Raw genomic sequence first — 16,222 nt, 5'->3', positions numbered from 1 at the left:
TGGCAACAGAATTGGGTATACGATCTAACCAACACTACCGACTCAGCAAAGGAATGTATGGCCCAGGTATCGATTCCATCAGTTGTGCATTTTCCACTAGAGGATCAACCAACCTGGATTGATCCAATCTTGTTAGTGAATGCGGTCCGAATACCACCGGAAAAGTACCAAGATGACGAACATTACGGTGAAATTTACTGCCCAGATTGCGGAGTTATGTGCAACCGTAAACCACGCAAGCTAGCCAAGCGGATAGACAATGTGGATGCATTTTATGCTCACATTAAGGGGTTCGACGAGGTAGCATGTATACATCGTAAACCCGCTGGAAGTGGCGGTGCTGATGGTGTTAGTAAAGAAAAAAAAGCAGTAAACCTCGTAACGTTTGCTGGCTGGAAGAGCTTGGATGATGACGAGCAACCCGAAGAGGATCCGCTTGAACAAGTTTCCGGACAAAAGCGCTTGGTTCAGGGAGGTACCGCCGGAAATGGACGTGGGGTCGAAATTGTTTTTGATGCAAATGGTGTGTTACTAAATGCGGGGGAATTCCACACTGTACGAAGGCTCGTGCTTCTTGCACAAAAATCACTCGACATATCAGTGCAATTTGACAATCAGGATGCAACGAGGCTTCGCGATCTGATCGTTTGGACTGAAAAGGTTGAAAAAAAACCCAGCCGATACATTGGAAAGAGTTTTCTTTTTTTTGGTCAACCCACATCAATCCGTCACGGTACCCATCGCGTCTTCTTCAATTTTCAATCCAATGCACATCAGCTAAGTGGCCACTGCGATCCTCGTATATTTGAAAAACGAGGGTGGAAGGTTTTTGAACGTAGTCATTACTATATTTTCTACGGTTTGGTTGAGGGTACCGAGGCGCGCATGACGGTTCGAATTCTTGAGTCGGGACAAATTGATCGTCTTCCGTTGTCCGCGCATGCGCTGTTCAATTCATTACGCTGACCTGCTATCACGACGAGGTGAAAATTGGCCGCTTCAGTAAATGAGTTAAGACCGACGTGCAAATGGAAGATCATCGATTGTGTACAAGAAGCAGGTATCGATGTCCAGGCGTGGGGCTTCAGGAAAACAGATGGTCAGCCAGTCGCCTCGCCACAATCAAATGGAGGGTACTGCTATGAGTGGTCTTTCCGAAGTGTAGATAGAAGCATATTGCTGCTGTGTGTTTGGTTCGAAGAAATGGACGTCGACAGTCAAGGGCGCGTTTGTTTTGCTGGAAATCTAAGAGCCTATGCTGACAAGCTTATTCGGCAGCTTGAGAAAGACCCAAAAAACAGAAACCGAACGATCAAAGACCCACGCATCAATCGTGCAGAGCATTTCAGCTCAACGGTTCACCTTGCCCATATGAACTCGATGCCTGTGCGGGTGGCAATCGTGTCGGGACCTGTCCGAGAACCAGACGGTATTGATCCTGGCAATGATCGTGCTGTTGGCCGTTATTTGGACGAAGAGTCTTGGCGAGTAGAAAGCTTTGACGATGACACTGGCGCCTTCGTTCTAGTTCGTGGGAATGACGATCAGCAGAATGTAGTTACTGTATGGGACTCAGCAGAGTCGGTCGGTAACGTGGGTGAAACTAGTGAAACTGACGTAAAAATCGTTGCGGACCAGTTTCGCGCAGAGTCTCGACCTGCTGCATACACCTACCAAGGGGAGCAGAGGTATCGTGACCCGAAGGTCCGAGCACTCGTTCTGGCAAGGTCAAAAGGTCTATGTGAATTGACGTCTTTGCCGGGATTCCAAATGGCGAATGGCAGTGTTTATCTTGAAACCCATCACATTGTTCCACTCTCTGAGGGCGGTCCAGATACGGCCGAAAACGTCATAGCCTTGTCGGCGGATGCACATCGCAAGGCACATTATGCTGTTGACCGGGATGAGTTACGTCAACAGTGCCTTGACATCGTGGCACAGCGTTTGAGGTCGTCGCAGATGGACAGCGAGGTGCAATGCTGAGCTAACGACGCTAATCGCCACGGACCTTGCGAACTACTCTGATCATGTCCATCAACACCTTGGGGTCTGTGGTGTCGTAAACGATGTCACACAGTTGATGCCTGAGCTCCCCAACGCTCAACGGCTCCTTCGATTCAGATTGAAGAAGTGACACGAGTGGAACGCCCAGCGCCCGCGCCAAGTCATGCATGGCGTCAAATCCTGGGCCGTATTCACCACGTTCAAATCTACTTATCGTCATCGGCTCATAGCCCAAGGACTCTGCAAGCTGTGCTTGGGTTAGGCCCTGTGCTTTTCGTAGGGCCCTGATCCGTTGACCGAAATCGGTTAATGCATCCCGCGTCATGAGCGATCCAAATCAAAAGCTGGATGCTCACACTTGAACCGATCGTCCTGAAGGACATGCAAGGATAATAATTTTGCTAAAAATATCATCTGATGATATTTTTTGGCGTCTGATGCATCCGGATTCAGGCGCACGTAGCTGAAAACACCAAAGGATTATGAAATGAGATCGCACATCGGAATGCTTCTATCGTCATTGAGCCTACAACCGGCCCATCTGGTGGGCGTCAGGACAGTCAAGGTCTCTAAACAACTGCTGTTGTGCGGGTTGATGTGCATTTCAATCAATGCATTAGCCGACGACAACCCGAATCATGATGTTGTGGCCTATCAAAAGCAGCTTTTACACCCTAGAAGCAATTCGGCGGATGTAGGTGGACTTCGGGTGGCTGCGAACGGTTGTGTAGCACGTAGGAAGATCGGAACTCTGAACCCCGTCTTAGATCCTAAATCGTGGGCTGGTTCAAAATTCCTGATTCTCGATGCTAGCTTTAAGAACACTTCGACAACTAGCAGGTATCCATCGCCTGGCGCTGTAATAATTAGCAAGAATGGACAGACTTACAAGTTCGACAAATTTGAAATGGTCGCTGGAGACGGATTTGGTGTTCTGTCTGAAGCTCTAAATCCATTAATAACCTACCGTACGAAATTAGTGTATCGAATTCCCACTGATTTGACCGGCGCCGTAGTTTGGCAACCCGATGATAGATCCACTGATGTCATGGTGTCTTGTGGATCAATTTGACCATTTTTATGCCATCCGCGCCGTTAGGTCTCACAGGAATTGGTTACATAATAGTGACGTTGTGAACGCATCTGGGATTGTATCTATTTTTTTGCCTGTGGGGGATACGTTATGAACAAAATCACGATGATGATTACCGTAATTATGGCGGGCTATGTACGGTTCGCATTGGCTGGCACCAAATCTAATCAGGAACCGGGTATCCTATTCTGGGTTTTGGCTGCTATTTTAGCCCCGATTCTGATTTACAGTACCCATAAATGGCAGCGCTGGGTGCTGGGGTTCAAGTTTGGGGCCGCTAGCAGGCCTGTTTTTCTTTCTGCTCTGAAATGGTCGTTCGCGTCACTGCTTACGACGATTGCGGCAGTTCTTGTTTTTTCTAAATTTGGTTAGAAGTAGAGCTACTGATAGTTCAAGCCCCGGCGGAAAGCTGCTTAGGGCTTGTCAGTATTATTAGGTTATGGTGACTCCCAACCTTGCACGAATGATCATTCCTCGAAGCCCCCCAAGCGTACGTCAAGTGCCGTTGATCACAAGCCTAGATCCTCGGGTCTGAATGTCATCTTGAATGAACGGTAGGGTTGGAAATCGTTCGGCTTGAGATACTGCATTTCTGGCAAGCTGCCAATATCTTTGACTGCCGTCACCGCCGAGTTATCGAATGGAGTATCGCCACTGGACTTGGCGACACTGACTGACTTAATCGTGCCATTCTGCAACATTTCTATCTGTAGTACGACGGTCATACCTTCTCGCGTCGACTTTGGGCGAGCCCAGCCTTCAGCGGCTCGCGCTATGATCAGACCATCAATGCTATCAACTATTTCATCATAAGTTGCAAGCGCTGGACCAGGTAGGTTCGGTTGTTGCTGTGGTTTCTCATGTGTAGATGGGCGTGGTTTTTGCGCGGGTTTATTATTTGAGGTTAATCTGGTGACCACGATATTTCCGAGTCGGTCCGTGCCAATAACACGAACAAATTGCCCTTGCAGTTGTCGACCGTTGAAGTCTTGGTTTTCTTGGGTTACCCCAATGGACGAGAGTCCATTAAATGCAAAAATGTAGCATATGCCTGGATCACATGCGGTGATAGCAGAGGTCTTGTCCAGTTTGAAAATCTTGTTTTTGAACCAGTCCACCCCCTTATCTTTGTTATTTTGTAGCGCTTCTGATAGCCCCCCCGAATACTTCGCATCGTTGGCAATTTCCATTACCTTTGACTGTGCCTGAGCATTGGTGTTTTCTAGTATTTTTAATTTCGCATCGGACTCTGCACGTTCTATCGCCGCTATCTGCTTCATAGCTAGGACAATCTGGTCCTTTGCGTATCCCTGTTCAGCGGCTTTGCGGTACCAGAAAGCTGCTTGCTGGAAATCCCTCGGGGCCCCATCCCCTTTAAAGTAGCTGTTACCTAGACTGAATTGGGCAGGGGCATGACCCTGTTCGGCGGCTTTGCGATACCAGTCGTTCGCCTGTTGGAGATCCTGGGTGACCCCTTGACCGTAGAAGTAGCTGGCCCCGAGGTTGGTCTGGGCTTTAGCATAGCCCTGTTCAGCGGCTTTGCGGTACCAAGAAACAGCTTGTTTGAAATCCTGTGAGACCCCATCGCCTTTGAAGTAGCTGAATGCGAGCTTGTTCTGGGCATCGGCGTAACCCTGTTCAGCGGCTTTGCGGTACCAGAGGTTTGCTTGTTGGTAATCCTGTGTGACCCCTTCGCCGTTGTAGTAGCTATCTCCGAGGTTGGTCTGGGCAGTGGCATTGCCCTGTTCCGCCACAGATTTAATTGCGGTTAGATCTTGCGAAGCATTCGCATAGCTGACCGACTGTAGTAAGCAAATCCCCAAAAATAAAGAGCGTGAATAGCGTTTCCAACAGCAGTCTACAATTGAATGGTCCACTTCCATATTCTCACTGTATCCAAAAATCTAGTTTAATGGATAAGGGTAGGTTGCGTCTATCGCAAAGGGGGGGAATCCAGCTGTGCTCGGCTCTTGCAGGTATAGCTGGCCCGATTGTTCGTGTCGTTTAGTCGTTCGCCGTAATTGCAAGTTTGTTTGGTGAGTAACTTTTTGACGCATTCATTGTAAGGAAACTTATTGCTGCGGTGTTTGATATATGCTTTCAATTTTGGCTTGGCTTTAATCACGCTGGGGGTCAAAATAGGGCTTTACCCATGAAGTAGGGTGGTATAGATTTATGTCGTGGGGTAATAGTAGGGAGACTATCCGGCCTCGTTCCATGATTTCTTGATAGTGCTAAAACTGATTTCTGGGGTAGGTGTGGTGGATAAAATTCACATGGAACATTAGATGCAGAAAGAAAAATTAGAGTGGGGGTAAGGCGATCTGGTAATTTGGCGGCCATACAGATGTTGTTGTCGTATAACCTCATCTAGCGCAGACGCTTCTCCATGTATTAGCTTGTTTAGGTTTTTTATGTGCTCTTTAAGTTGCTCAATTTCGTCTTCCTGAATCTGATACTTGATCTCTAGCTTTTGAATTTCCTGCTGTTCAAACTTGACTTCGGCTTTGCGGTCTTCCAACTCATCAAGTAGTGCTTCCATTTTAGATTCGAGTTTTTGTTGTTGTGATTTCAGTTGCTTAAGCTCTTGCTCTATTTGATGTTGTAGTTCGTATCTTTGATGGCGCATTTCATGTTCTATATTTTGTTCCATGTCAAATTCCAGAGTTTGGTTGGGTGGGTTTTGAGTTTCTATCATTTGGTGAGTTGGTTTGCCTGGCTAGCAGTGAATAAGTTTTTAGTTAAATTAACGAGAAGTAATGTAGAGCATTAAACAAGATCATTCCGCCGGTAAAGGAATAGATGATCATGGTAGGATATATCGTAGTCATGGTTTTTGGCTTTTGGTTGTTTGTTATGAGATGCACTTAATATTCCTTGAGGGTTTTGCATCACCCCTACGGGGTATCGCCTTCGGCGATATCTTATCGTTTGCTTTAATGATGTTTTAGATTTATTCAGATTTTGAAGAATGTTTGGACGAAATTCTCCTGTCAAGGAGAAAGTCAAGAATGGTTTGAAGACCGTCCCGGAGCGAATCCATACTAGACAGCTATTCCCGATGTAATGGGTTAGCCCGCCGGGGCAATTCGATCGGCGATTAAAGTCTGTTCTCGGGTAACTGCGGAGCAGACTGGTTCCAGTATGGCGAAAATCCAGTCTGTTAATGGTTGTACCTGTTTCACAGAGCCATTATCCTGTTGAAGTCCGTTAATTTATATGCCCTAGGTTGGCGCAGAGGCTGTTGAATTATCCGATTTCAACTTCCCGGAAAATTCATTATGCACAGCTTGATCGCGTGATACCCCACATCTGGCGCATTATGGTCGCCTTTTGGGGTTTATCACTCGGGTTTTGAGTCGGGAACGGTACTCGACCTTGATTGATGGTTTTACACGATTGCAAACGTCAATCAGCATTTGCAGTGTGCCCGAATAAGGGTAGGTTTTATCGTTTTGATTGGTGTGTCTGTAGGTGTTTTTATTTATCTACATATATATATTTATACTTGCAATCATTGATTTCTCATGAGTTCTCTTATGATATTTTTTCATTATGAGTCTTGGGCTTATAACTTTTTGTTATGCGTTCCTGGTCGCTGATAAAATATAAGATATTTAGCATGTGTGGAATTGGTTGTTTTAATGTTGGTTTTTTCGCCTGGAAGCCACGGTTGGTCTAGGTTGACAATTCAGGGAAATGAGTAATATTTGAATTAGAATAATATTTTGTTATGTCTGACGTCTTGATCAAAATCAGCATGTGAAGGTTGAGCTAAAAACTAAATTAGAAGTGAGCTGTCGTGAACGATGTGGTGAGGTTGGTTCAGGCCTCGACCAACAATCCTGCCGCTTTTGCAATGCTCGGAAGCTTCTGGATTTCCTCTGCCATACGGGACAAAGGGTTCACTCCATAGCGATCACCTTCATTCGTGCACGCGTGACCTGTGATCCAATCGCTTACTTCTTTGGGTATCCCGTGCTCCCTGGCAAGCGTCTTGAAGCTGTGTCGAAAGCCGTGAAGCGGATTGCAGTCTGGTCGGTATACCCCGCAGCGTTGGCTGATCGGACGCCATGTTTTGGATACGATCCCCGCAAAACCGTCAGATACCTTGATCAGTTGTGGAAAAATCCTTGAGTCAGGTTCTCGGCCCAGCACCAGTCTCAGTAAGCCCAGGACGATCAAATCGTCATGAATGGGGATTTCCCTACGGCTACTGTCGGTTTTGACTGATTTATCTGGACGGTCATCGATGATCCTGATGAACCATTGGCTGCTTTCGTGTTGGTGGAAATCACCGACATACAGTTGAGCTATTTCCTCCCTGCGCGCACCTGTATACGCCGCAATCAAGGGTAGCCAGAACACGGCATTCCCCGGACGGCCTTGTGCATACCTCAGTCGCTGAAATTCAGAGTGGCCAAACAGAGTGATCAGCTCATTCCAGGTGTAACCCCTGTTGTCGTTTAGGCGACGTTTGGGTTTGCTTGGGCCTAGACGCTTGTGAATGCGAGAGACGAGGACGGGGTTCGATTCGAGCAAGCCGGAATCCACCGCGAACGCCAGAACCGATGACAGCCTCGCCAGCAACAATCGCGTGGTTGAGGTCGCAAGTGGTCTTTCATCTGCGTCTTTAGGTTGGATGAGATCGGCCGCAAACGTATGGATGTCAGAAGGTTGAATCGCCGTAATGGGTTGGTCTCCCATCTTCGTGATGAACCGATTGACGGCACGGCCATAATCGACTGTATGACGCTGTAGAACGTATTCAGACCTGCCAGACATCGATACGGACTGGATGTAGCGGCCTAACAGCTGTGACAGCTTTACAAGGGGTTCTGGGGACGTGGATAGCGCTAGTCTAGGTGAGGTCGGCGGGGGTGTCTCTGGTTGGAACCATTCGATGCTAAGCCCATTGCGGGCATCACTGAATACGCGTTCGGATTCCGTAAAAGCGATGGCGAATGCGGCCTTGGCTTGGTGGTGATTTCGCGTCTTCAGCGAACGGCGAATTTCAGTTTTGCCGATCACTTGTCGGAGGTCATCCGGCACCCTGCGTCGAAGGTAATAGATACCCGAATCAGGGTGCCGGAACGGTTGGGCTATCAGTGCCATGTGTACCAGCCTTGTGTATCAGTTGGCTGGGAAGGGGCAGTTCAAGCGTGATTAGCGAATGGGCGTGCGGCAAGCCGCCTCCCGCCCTGTGCGCCGGCCTCAGCGCCGTTCGCCGGCCAGGGCCTCGTCACCCCGCTCACGGACCCAGAACAAGGTCGCCCCGGCCACGGCGGCAGGCATCATCAGCAGGTTGACCACCGGCACCAGCAGCACCAGGTAGACGATCCCGCCAAAGCTCATGCACTGCCAGCGTTTCTGCCGCAGCCAGGCGAGCATGCCCTGCCAGCTCAGCTTGTGGTTGTCCGCCGGGTAGTCGATGTACTGGATCGCCATCATCCACACCCCGAACAGCAACCACAGCGGAGCGGCGATGATATTCACCACGGGGATGAACGACAGGATCAACAAGCCGATGGCCCGCGGCAGGAAGTAACCGAGCTTGCGCATTTCCCGCGCCAGGGTGCGCGGAATCATCGCCAGCAGTTCTGCCCAGCTGAAGGCCGGGAAATTGTCGGTACCGCGCACCACCACTTCGACCTTTTCCGCGAGAAAGCCGTTGAAGGGCGCGGCAATCACGTTGGCGATCAGGGTGAAGGTGAAGAACACCATCAACAGCACCAGCACCACGAACAGCGGCCAGAGGATGTAGTTGAGGAAACTCAGCCAGGTCGGCAGGGTCGGCATCAGGCTGTCGACCCAGGCACTGAACTGGTGGCCGGCCAGGTAGATCAAACCGACGAACAGCACCAGGTTGATCGCCAGCGGCAGCAGGACGAACAGGCGCAGGCCCGGGCTCAGGACCAGTTTCAGGCCTTCGCGCAGGTATTGCGGGCCGGACAGGACGGGTGCGGGCATAACGTGCTCCGAGAGAAGGAAAACGCGCCGACCTTACCGACTTTGCCGGGGCGGTGAAAGGGCCGACATTTGCAGTAACAAAGGCGTCGAAAATAACAGCGCTCAGGATAGAGAGCCGCTATGAGCTGGATTGTTATTGCGTATTTCCTTAATCTTCGCCTCCTCGATACGCTGCACCTCATTATTTTTCAGGACTGTGTGCTACAAGCCTTCCCCAAGTGCTGTCGCAGTCCTTTTTTATTCCAGCCGGTCCGCCGGCGCTCCGCACCGGTAGCTGACGGGCGGTCGATAGGAGTGAGTCATGTCTGAAGTACGTCATTCGCGGGTGATTATTCTCGGTTCCGGCCCTGCCGGTTACAGCGCCGCGGTCTATGCCGCGCGTGCCAACCTCAAGCCGCTGCTGATCACCGGCATGCAGGCCGGCGGCCAGTTGACCACCACCACCGAAGTCGACAACTGGCCCGGCGACGTGCACGGCCTGACCGGCCCGGCGCTGATGGACCGGATGAAAGAGCACGCCGAGCGTTTCGAAACCGAAATCGTCTTCGACCATATCAACGCGGTGGACCTGGCGAAGAAGCCCTACACCCTGGTGGGCGACAGCGGCACCTTCACCTGCGATGCGCTGATCATCGCCACTGGCGCCAGCGCCCGTTATCTGGGCCTGCCGTCGGAAGAGACGTTCATGGGCAAGGGCGTTTCCGCTTGCGCGACCTGTGACGGTTTCTTCTATCGCAACAAGGAAGTCGCCGTGGTCGGTGGCGGTAACACCGCCGTGGAAGAGGCACTGTACCTGGCCAATATCGCCAGCAAGGTGACCCTGGTGCACCGTCGCGAGACCTTCCGCGCCGAGAAGATCCTGATCGACAAGCTGCATGCTCGCGTCGCCGAGGGCAAGATTGTCCTTAAGCTCAACGCCACCCTGGACGAAGTGCTGGGCGACAACATGGGCGTCACCGGTGCCCGCCTGAAGAACAACGACGGCAGCTTCGACGAGCTGACAGTCGACGGCGTGTTCATCGCCATCGGCCATACCCCGAACACTTCGTTGTTCGAGGGGCAGTTGACCTTGAAAGACGGCTATCTGGTGGTGCAGGGCGGCCGTGAAGGCAATGCCACCGCTACCAACGTGGAAGGTGTGTTCGCCGCCGGCGACGTGGCTGACCACGTTTACCGTCAAGCCATTACCTCGGCCGGCGCCGGCTGCATGGCGGCCCTGGACGCCGAGCGCTACCTCGACGACCTGCAGAACGCTTCGTTCTGATTGTGTGGGAGCGGTGCTTGCCCGCGAAGCTTTTCAGCGCCTTGAAGGGCCTCTTCGCGGGCAAGCACCGCTCCCACATCAGGGGACGCATTCGGCTTGAGTGAACCGCATGCAAGGGTCAGGCAAGTCTGGCCAGGCATGCCTCAAGGATATCCAGCCCTTCCTCCAGCACCGCCGCTTCAGTGGTCAAAGGTGCCAGCAGCCGGATGATATGCCGCGACTTGCCGCTGGGCATCAGCAGCAAGCCGGCCGCGCGGGCCAGGGCCAGTAATTGCGTCAACTGTGCCGACGCAGGGCTGCCGTCAGGGTTGATCAACTCGATGCCACGCATGGCGCCGATACCGGTCAAGCGCCCCAGATAGGGTGACAGCTGGTTGGCGCGCCAAGCCTGGTGACGGCTGACAATCGCCTCTTCCTGTTGCGCGCCCCAGGCTTGCAAGTGAGCGTCAGTCATCTCATCCAGGGTCGCCAATGCCGCGGCACAAGCAATTGGGTTACCCGAATAGGTGCCGCCCAGTCCGCCTTTGGGCAGGCTGTCGAGCAGCGCCTTGCGTCCGACCACCGCTCCTAGTGGCACACCGCCGGCAATGCTTTTACCCAGCAGGATCAGGTCTGGTTCAATCCCCAGTCGCGAGAAGGCAAAGCGCTGCCCGGTGCGGCCGAATCCGGACTGGATTTCATCGGCGATCAGCAGAATATTTTTCTCATCGCAGAAACGTCGCAAGGCCTGGGCGAACTCCAGATCCAGCGCCAAAAATCCCGCTTCGCCCTGCACCGGTTCAAGGATAAAACAGGCGACGTCCTCGACATCGATCTCGACGCTGAACAGCCGCTCCATGGCCTTCAGCGCCTCGGCACAGCTCACGCCGTTGTCCTGGCTGGGGAAGGGCAGGTGATACACCGGTCCTGGCAGCACCCCGACTTTCTGTTTGTAGGGGGCGACTTTGCCGTTGAGATTGAGGGTGGCGAGGGTACGGCCGTGGAAGGCGCCGTCAAAGGCAATCACGGCCGTGCGGCCGGTGGCGCCACGGACTATTTTCAGGGCGTTTTCCGCCGCTTCCGCGCCGCTGTTGGTGAGCATGCCGCTGACCGGGTAAGACACCGGAATAAACGCCGTCAGCCGATCCATCAGTTCGAGGTAGGGCGCATGCGGCGCGGCGTTGAATGCGTAGTGGGTCAGCCGGGTGGCTTGTTCGCGAATGGCCCCAACGATGCGCGGGTGACAATGGCCGAGGTTGAGTACGCCGATGCCGCCGACAAAGTCGATATAGCGTTTGCCGTCGGTGTCCCAGACCTCGGCGTTTTTGCCGTGGCTGAGGCTGATGGGGTGAACGATGGAGATCGACTGGCTGATGGTTTCGCTGCTCATGGAGACCTGACTCGAAAGAAGGAAGACTTCTTTTTATCTAAGCCGTGAGCAGCGCTCCCCGGCAAACGAAATAAAGTCGCCGGGTCAATCTTAAAAGTCGCGATGTGCTGGCCGGGCCCTGGATCAGCGGCGAGTCAGCGGCGCCTGGGTGAACTTCACGCCGGCCAGGCCGTGGCTCATCAACGCGCGGATATTGCCGTGGTCGCTGCCCTCGGGGGTGGCCAGGACCGAACGGTAATGTTCGCCGAAGGCGAGCAACGCTTCCTGATCGCTCAAGCCTTCCAGCAGCGCCAGACCCAGGGTCTTGCACGAGCCTTCGTTCTGTCCGGCGGCGTTTTCCACGCCGCCGTTGTTGAACGCTTGTGGCTGGTAGTCGTAACCGGCGGCAACGAACGCCAGGGTCTCGGCAAAAACATGGGCGCCGCTGTTGAGGCTGGCACGCAGGGTGTTCAAATCACTCATGGGGTTTTCCTTTGGCGAACGCCGCCTGTTGTTCGGCGTTGGCTTCTTGCTGGTATTGGGCTTTCCATTCGGCATAAGGCATGCCGTAGACCACTTCACGGGCGTCGTCGAGGCTGACCTCGATCTGGCGTTCGTCGGCTTCGGCCTTGTACCACTTGGACAGGCAGTTGCGGCAGAACCCGGCGAGGTTCATCAGGTCGATGTTCTGCACATCCTTGCGGCTGTCCAGGTGGGCGACCAGCCGGCGAAAGGCGGCGGCTTCGAGTTCGAGGCGTTCTTGCTCGGTCATGATGGACTCTGTGGGGGTGAAGGTAGGCCGCGATGATAAGAGCCTGGCGCGGCGAATGCCAGACGGCTCAGTGGCTCAACGGCTCGCCGCGAGCGTAATCGACACCGACTCGGCAAACCGCAGCGCGTGGGGCTTGTCGACCTCGACCTCGGCATAAAGTACGGCTGCGTTGCTCATCACCAGATCGAGCAGCTCCTGGGTCAGGCGCTCGAGCAGGGCAAAGCGGTTGCCCTCCACATGCTGGATGATCGCCTTGGTGATGGTGCGGTAGTTCAGGGCGTGATCGATGTCGTTGTCGCGCACCGCTTCCTGGGCCGCATAGAGGATGGTCAGGTTGATCCGGACATCCTGCTTGTTGAGGATCTCGTCTTCGTTGATGCCGATAAAGGTACGCAGGCACAGGTCCTTGACCCGGATGCGCGCCATGCCTGGTTGAAGTTGTGGCATTGCTACTTGCTCCGTCCAATCAGTTGCAGGAACTCCATGCGGGTGGTGCTTGAGTCGCGCAGGGCGCCGAGCATCACCGAGGTGTTCATGGTCGAATTCTGTTTTTCCACGCCGCGCATCATCATGCACATGTGCTGGGCTTCGATCACCACCGCCACGCCGGCGGCCTGGGTCACTTGTTCGATGGCGTCGGCGATTTGCCGGGTGAGGTTTTCCTGGATCTGCAGGCGACGGGCGAACATGTCGACGATCCGGGCGATCTTCGACAGCCCCAGGACCTTGCCGGTCGGCATGTAGGCGACGTGGACCTTGCCGATGAAGGGTAGCAGGTGGTGTTCGCACAGCGAGTACAACTCGATGTCCTTGACGATGATCATCTCGTCGTTGTCGGAGGCGAACAACGCACCGTTGACCACTTCTTCGAGACTCTGGGCATAACCGTGACACAGGTATTGCATGGCCTTGGCGGCCCGTTTCGGGGTGTCCAACAGGCCCTCGCGGTCGGGGTTTTCGCCCAGCCCCAGAAGGATCTCGCGGTAATGCTCGGGCAGTGTGGCACTCATGGAAAGGGTTCCTCGCGGGGCGGCTTATTTAAGGTGCCGGCCGCCGTTGACGGTCAAGGTTGTGCCGGTGACATACGGGTTGTCCAGCAGGTAGCGCAGGCTCTGGTAGACCACCCCGGCTCCGGGTTCGATACCCAGGGCCGATTTGGCCAGGGTCCTGGCGCGGTACGCCGCGTCGTCGTCGGGGTTGAACATCAGCAGGGCCGGGGCGATGCCGTTGACCTTGATCCGTGGCGCGTAGCGGGCGGCGAAGGACAGGGTCAGGCTGTCCAGGCCGGCCTTGCTGGCGCAGTAGGCGATATGCTGGCTGCTGCCCTTGCGGGTGACATCGTCGCTGATGTGCACGATATCGGCCATTGGCGAGCGCTCCAGCAACTCGGCGCAATGCAGGTTGATCAGATAGGGCGCCAGCATGTGCAGGCTGAACATCTGGGTAAAGGCCGCGGTTTCATTGTCAGGGCCTTCTTTAATCCAGGCCGAGGCATTGTGAACGATCGCCCGCAGACAGTCGGTGTGCTGCTTCAGCACCTCGATAAAGGCCAGGATCCCGGCTTCGCTGGAGAAATCGGCGAACAGCGCGGTGGCACCGCGGTCGCGCAGGGCCTGGACCCCGGGACGCTCGCTGCGATAGCTGACGATCACCGGGTAGCCGTCGGCCAGCAGTCGCTCTGCGCAGTGCAGGCCGACACGCTGGCCGGCGCCAGTAATCAGGATTGGGGCACTAGACGGTGGCATCGATGGCTCGTGGCAAGCGGTGGAGAGGCGTCGGTTGACGTTGAAGTCAAAACTATACCAGCCACTGGGCTTGTACAACCGTTGTACGTGGCGAGCGCTGCCACGGTACCGATCTGTCAATGAGAACGGGGTCTTATTGGCACCGCGAAACCTGTAGCTGGCTTGCCAGCGATGACGGCGGTGAATGCTGCATCGCTATCGCTGGCAATCGAGCGTCGACCGGCGGCTCCTACAGGACCCTGTTGTTTCAACGCCTGGCGGTGGCCGTGTCGCTCGGCAGCGCCAAGGCCTTCGTACTGTGCAACCAACCCGCCAGCAAATGGGTCGACAGCGGAATGAAGAAGTAGACCATCAACGGTGTCAGCGCCAGGGTACTGACCAGGACCCGCGGCCCCAGGCTTAACTCGGCCAGCAACGGCCCCAGGCCAAAGTTGAACAGCAGCGACACCGGAAAGAACGCCAGCCAGATCGCCACCGCCTGTTTCCAACGTGGCGGTCGTTGGCCCACGGCGCCGAACCAGCCGTCGATGCCGCTGACCCGCCGTTCCTGCGGCCCGGCGAACAGGTCGCCGCCACGCGCCAACCAGGCCTTGCGCGAGGCGGAATGCTCCCAGGCGTTGAGGGTCGCGGCATCGTTGAAGCGGAAAATCATCTGGAATTCGTTATCGCCGGACGGCGGGGCGAGCACGCCGGAGCCCAGGTAACCGGGGAAGTCGGTGGCGAGCAATTCGCCTTCATGCAACCAGGCGAGCATCTCCTGGTAGCGGCCCTCGGCGACACGCCGGGCAACCATCATGGTGACGGGTGAGGTAGACATCATGTATCTCCGTAAGACAAGCATGCCGCCCGGGTAAGGCAGATGCGCAACGCAGCGCCGGGGTGGTGGGCTGCGTGTGTGGACAGGCAAGAATTATTCCCTATTCTCGCGAAATGCACCAAGCAAGTGACTCGTATTGCGTACGATTTGCAGAGAGTTGGATCCCGTGGGCTAGAATATCGGTCAAATCCTATTCATAAATGTGTGACAGATGCCCGTCATGACCGAACTTGAACCTGCCACGCCGCTGTTGCGGGCGTTGAAACAGGAGGAGTTGTTTCCCATTCGTGAAGTCTCGCGCCTGACCGGCGTCAACCCGGTCACCCTGCGGGCGTGGGAGCGACGCTACGGTCTGATTCAACCGACGCGCACCGAAAGTGGGCATCGGCTCTATGCCATGAGCGATATCGAGACAGTCCGCACCATCATGGGCTGGATCGAGCGCGGTGTGGCGGTGAGCAAGGTGGGCAAGATTCTGGCGAAAACCGCCGTCCAGGCCGTGTCCATCCACACACCCACCGGCATTTCCACGCAATCGATTGCCCAGACGGAATGGGACGAGTGGCAGACGCAATTGCGCGCCGCGGTCAGCGCTTTCGACGAACCAGCCCTCGAACGTCTCTACGGGCAGGTGTTTTCCTGTTATCCGCTGACCGTGGTGTTCCAGAATATCCTCCTGCCGTTGTGGCAGCGCCTGCTGCTACAGACGAACGAGTTCGGCCAGGTCAGCGAGTGGCTGTTTCTCGATGCGTTCCTGCGCGCGCGGGTCCTGCAGCGCCTGCACCTGGTTCGCGGGCTGCCTTCCCAGCGTATCGTGCTCGCCGCTTTACCGGATCAATGTCGTGAACTCGAATTGCTGGTGGCCGGCCTGTTGCTGGGCGACGGCGACCGCTCCGTCAGCGTTCTGGCAGTTGGCCAGCCCTTCGATGAACTGACCCTGGTCTGTGAAAGGGTCCGGCCCGAGGCGCTGGTGCTGTATTCCAACCGTTCGCCGATGGCCGACCTGCCACGCCGGCTCAATCGCCTGGCGCTGTCGGTGGACTGCGCGGTGATGCTGGCCGGGGATGTTGCGGAGTTGCTGCAGGAACGCCTGGAAGGCTCGAGCATCGGCTGCCTGGGCAATGACGGCCGGCTGATGCGCCGGCGCTTGCAGCAATTGCTGGCCGGTCGGCTCGATACCTGATCGACGATCAGGCGTCTGCCTTGGCC

18 protein-coding genes are annotated in these 16,222 nt (G+C 54.7%); 6 read left to right on the top strand and 12 right to left on the bottom strand.

From position 1 onward, the window contains the following. Nucleotides 1-57 precede the first annotated feature (57 nt). On the top strand, nucleotides 58-966 hold the full coding sequence (locus AC07T0_RS10390) for a hypothetical protein (RefSeq protein ID WP_495001097.1): 909 nt from the start codon (nucleotides 58-60) through the stop codon (nucleotides 964-966). 24 nt (nucleotides 967-990) lie between these two features. After that, nucleotides 991-1,983, top strand: coding sequence for an HNH endonuclease (locus AC07T0_RS10385; protein ID WP_495001096.1), 993 nt, complete (start codon nucleotides 991-993; stop codon nucleotides 1,981-1,983). 10 nt (nucleotides 1,984-1,993) lie between these two features. Here the strand turns inward: AC07T0_RS10385 and AC07T0_RS10380 are convergent, their stop codons facing one another. Next, complete coding sequence (locus AC07T0_RS10380) at nucleotides 1,994-2,329, bottom strand: helix-turn-helix domain-containing protein (RefSeq protein WP_495001095.1); 336 nt, start codon at nucleotides 2,327-2,329, stop codon at nucleotides 1,994-1,996. Between the two features lie 162 nt (nucleotides 2,330-2,491). Between AC07T0_RS10380 and AC07T0_RS10375 the strand changes: the two genes are divergently transcribed. Then, on the top strand, nucleotides 2,492-3,076 hold the full coding sequence (locus AC07T0_RS10375) for a hypothetical protein (protein WP_495001094.1): 585 nt from the start codon (nucleotides 2,492-2,494) through the stop codon (nucleotides 3,074-3,076). Between the two features lie 111 nt (nucleotides 3,077-3,187). Next, nucleotides 3,188-3,469 carry a hypothetical protein gene (locus tag AC07T0_RS10370; protein WP_495001093.1) on the top strand — a complete coding sequence of 94 codons (282 nt, stop codon included), beginning with the start codon at nucleotides 3,188-3,190 and terminating at the stop codon, nucleotides 3,467-3,469. Nucleotides 3,470-3,606: 137 nt separating this feature from the next. Here the strand turns inward: AC07T0_RS10370 and AC07T0_RS10365 are convergent, their stop codons facing one another. The 4 genes from AC07T0_RS10365 to cysZ all read right to left on the bottom strand — a co-directional run bounded on the left by AC07T0_RS10365 (nucleotide 3,607) and on the right by cysZ (nucleotide 9,067). Beyond that, nucleotides 3,607-4,980, bottom strand: a complete 1,374-nt coding sequence (locus tag AC07T0_RS10365; protein WP_495001092.1) for a TonB family protein — start codon at nucleotides 4,978-4,980, stop codon at nucleotides 3,607-3,609. A 401-nt stretch (nucleotides 4,981-5,381) separates the two neighbouring features. Then, on the bottom strand, nucleotides 5,382-5,750 hold the full coding sequence (locus AC07T0_RS10360) for a hypothetical protein (protein WP_495001091.1): 369 nt from the start codon (nucleotides 5,748-5,750) through the stop codon (nucleotides 5,382-5,384). Between the two features lie 1,172 nt (nucleotides 5,751-6,922). Continuing rightward, a complete protein-coding gene (locus AC07T0_RS10355) occupies nucleotides 6,923-8,212 on the bottom strand; it encodes a DUF6538 domain-containing protein (RefSeq protein ID WP_495001090.1) in 1,290 nt (429 codons plus the stop codon). Between the two features lie 99 nt (nucleotides 8,213-8,311). Beyond that, nucleotides 8,312-9,067, bottom strand: coding sequence for a sulfate transporter CysZ (cysZ, locus tag AC07T0_RS10350; RefSeq protein WP_495001089.1), 756 nt, complete (start codon nucleotides 9,065-9,067; stop codon nucleotides 8,312-8,314). 301 nt (nucleotides 9,068-9,368) lie between these two features. Between cysZ and trxB the strand changes: the two genes are divergently transcribed. Beyond that, nucleotides 9,369-10,331 carry a thioredoxin-disulfide reductase gene (trxB, locus tag AC07T0_RS10345; RefSeq protein ID WP_495001088.1) on the top strand — a complete coding sequence of 321 codons (963 nt, stop codon included), beginning with the start codon at nucleotides 9,369-9,371 and terminating at the stop codon, nucleotides 10,329-10,331. A 118-nt stretch (nucleotides 10,332-10,449) separates the two neighbouring features. Here trxB and AC07T0_RS10340 read toward each other — a convergent pair whose 3' ends face one another. From AC07T0_RS10340 to AC07T0_RS10310, 7 genes are all read right to left on the bottom strand, one after another. Then, a complete protein-coding gene (locus tag AC07T0_RS10340; RefSeq protein WP_495001087.1) occupies nucleotides 10,450-11,700 on the bottom strand; it encodes a 2-aminoadipate transaminase in 1,251 nt (416 codons plus the stop codon). A 123-nt stretch (nucleotides 11,701-11,823) separates the two neighbouring features. Further along, nucleotides 11,824-12,162: a HopJ type III effector protein gene (locus tag AC07T0_RS10335; protein ID WP_495001086.1), complete on the bottom strand. Its 339-nt coding sequence runs from the start codon at nucleotides 12,160-12,162 to the stop codon at nucleotides 11,824-11,826. Next, complete coding sequence (locus AC07T0_RS10330) at nucleotides 12,155-12,451, bottom strand: DUF1244 domain-containing protein (RefSeq protein ID WP_495001085.1); 297 nt, start codon at nucleotides 12,449-12,451, stop codon at nucleotides 12,155-12,157. The genes AC07T0_RS10335 and AC07T0_RS10330 overlap by 8 nt, the downstream gene beginning before the upstream one ends. A gap of 75 nt (nucleotides 12,452-12,526) precedes the next feature. Beyond that, nucleotides 12,527-12,898 carry a dihydroneopterin triphosphate 2'-epimerase gene (gene folX / locus AC07T0_RS10325; RefSeq protein ID WP_495001084.1) on the bottom strand — a complete coding sequence of 124 codons (372 nt, stop codon included), beginning with the start codon at nucleotides 12,896-12,898 and terminating at the stop codon, nucleotides 12,527-12,529. A 2-nt stretch (nucleotides 12,899-12,900) separates the two neighbouring features. After that, nucleotides 12,901-13,461: a GTP cyclohydrolase I FolE gene (folE, locus tag AC07T0_RS10320; protein WP_495001083.1), complete on the bottom strand. Its 561-nt coding sequence runs from the start codon at nucleotides 13,459-13,461 to the stop codon at nucleotides 12,901-12,903. Nucleotides 13,462-13,485: 24 nt separating this feature from the next. Beyond that, entirely contained in the window at nucleotides 13,486-14,196 is a 711-nt protein-coding gene (gene folM / locus AC07T0_RS10315; protein ID WP_495001082.1) for a dihydromonapterin reductase, read from the bottom strand. Nucleotides 14,197-14,443: 247 nt separating this feature from the next. Continuing rightward, nucleotides 14,444-15,013 carry an antibiotic biosynthesis monooxygenase gene (locus AC07T0_RS10310; protein ID WP_495001081.1) on the bottom strand — a complete coding sequence of 190 codons (570 nt, stop codon included), beginning with the start codon at nucleotides 15,011-15,013 and terminating at the stop codon, nucleotides 14,444-14,446. Nucleotides 15,014-15,224: 211 nt separating this feature from the next. On the opposite strand from AC07T0_RS10310, the gene AC07T0_RS10305 reads away from it, so the two are divergent. Continuing rightward, nucleotides 15,225-16,196, top strand: coding sequence for a MerR family transcriptional regulator (locus AC07T0_RS10305; RefSeq protein WP_495001080.1), 972 nt, complete (start codon nucleotides 15,225-15,227; stop codon nucleotides 16,194-16,196). Nucleotides 16,197-16,222: the final 26 nt, after the last annotated feature.

The organism is Pseudomonas sp. GW821-FHT04D07 (genome assembly GCF_059420225.1).
This window is presented reverse-complemented; position numbering and strand designations above follow the sequence as displayed.

Excerpts from the sequence above, each read along its gene's own strand:
- AC07T0_RS10390 (WP_495001097.1), top strand. The coding sequence starts at position 58 with ATGGCCCAGGTATCGATTCCATCAGTTGTGCATTTTCCACTAGAGGAT.
- AC07T0_RS10380 (WP_495001095.1), bottom strand. The coding sequence starts at position 2,329 with ATGACGCGGGATGCATTAACCGATTTCGGTCAACGGATCAGGGCCCTA.
- AC07T0_RS10375 (WP_495001094.1), top strand. The coding sequence starts at position 2,492 with ATGAGATCGCACATCGGAATGCTTCTATCGTCATTGAGCCTACAACCG.
- AC07T0_RS10370 (WP_495001093.1), top strand. The coding sequence starts at position 3,188 with ATGAACAAAATCACGATGATGATTACCGTAATTATGGCGGGCTATGTA.
- AC07T0_RS10365 (WP_495001092.1), bottom strand. The coding sequence starts at position 4,980 with ATGGAAGTGGACCATTCAATTGTAGACTGCTGTTGGAAACGCTATTCA.
- AC07T0_RS10360 (WP_495001091.1), bottom strand. The coding sequence starts at position 5,750 with ATGGAACAAAATATAGAACATGAAATGCGCCATCAAAGATACGAACTA.
- AC07T0_RS10355 (WP_495001090.1), bottom strand. The coding sequence starts at position 8,212 with ATGGCACTGATAGCCCAACCGTTCCGGCACCCTGATTCGGGTATCTAT.
- cysZ (WP_495001089.1), bottom strand. The coding sequence starts at position 9,067 with ATGCCCGCACCCGTCCTGTCCGGCCCGCAATACCTGCGCGAAGGCCTG.
- trxB (WP_495001088.1), top strand. The coding sequence starts at position 9,369 with ATGTCTGAAGTACGTCATTCGCGGGTGATTATTCTCGGTTCCGGCCCT.
- AC07T0_RS10340 (WP_495001087.1), bottom strand. The coding sequence starts at position 11,700 with ATGAGCAGCGAAACCATCAGCCAGTCGATCTCCATCGTTCACCCCATC.
- AC07T0_RS10335 (WP_495001086.1), bottom strand. The coding sequence starts at position 12,162 with ATGAGTGATTTGAACACCCTGCGTGCCAGCCTCAACAGCGGCGCCCAT.
- AC07T0_RS10330 (WP_495001085.1), bottom strand. The coding sequence starts at position 12,451 with ATGACCGAGCAAGAACGCCTCGAACTCGAAGCCGCCGCCTTTCGCCGG.
- folX (WP_495001084.1), bottom strand. The coding sequence starts at position 12,898 with ATGCCACAACTTCAACCAGGCATGGCGCGCATCCGGGTCAAGGACCTG.
- folE (WP_495001083.1), bottom strand. The coding sequence starts at position 13,461 with ATGAGTGCCACACTGCCCGAGCATTACCGCGAGATCCTTCTGGGGCTG.
- folM (WP_495001082.1), bottom strand. The coding sequence starts at position 14,196 with ATGCCACCGTCTAGTGCCCCAATCCTGATTACTGGCGCCGGCCAGCGT.
- AC07T0_RS10310 (WP_495001081.1), bottom strand. The coding sequence starts at position 15,013 with ATGTCTACCTCACCCGTCACCATGATGGTTGCCCGGCGTGTCGCCGAG.
- AC07T0_RS10305 (WP_495001080.1), top strand. The coding sequence starts at position 15,225 with ATGCCCGTCATGACCGAACTTGAACCTGCCACGCCGCTGTTGCGGGCG.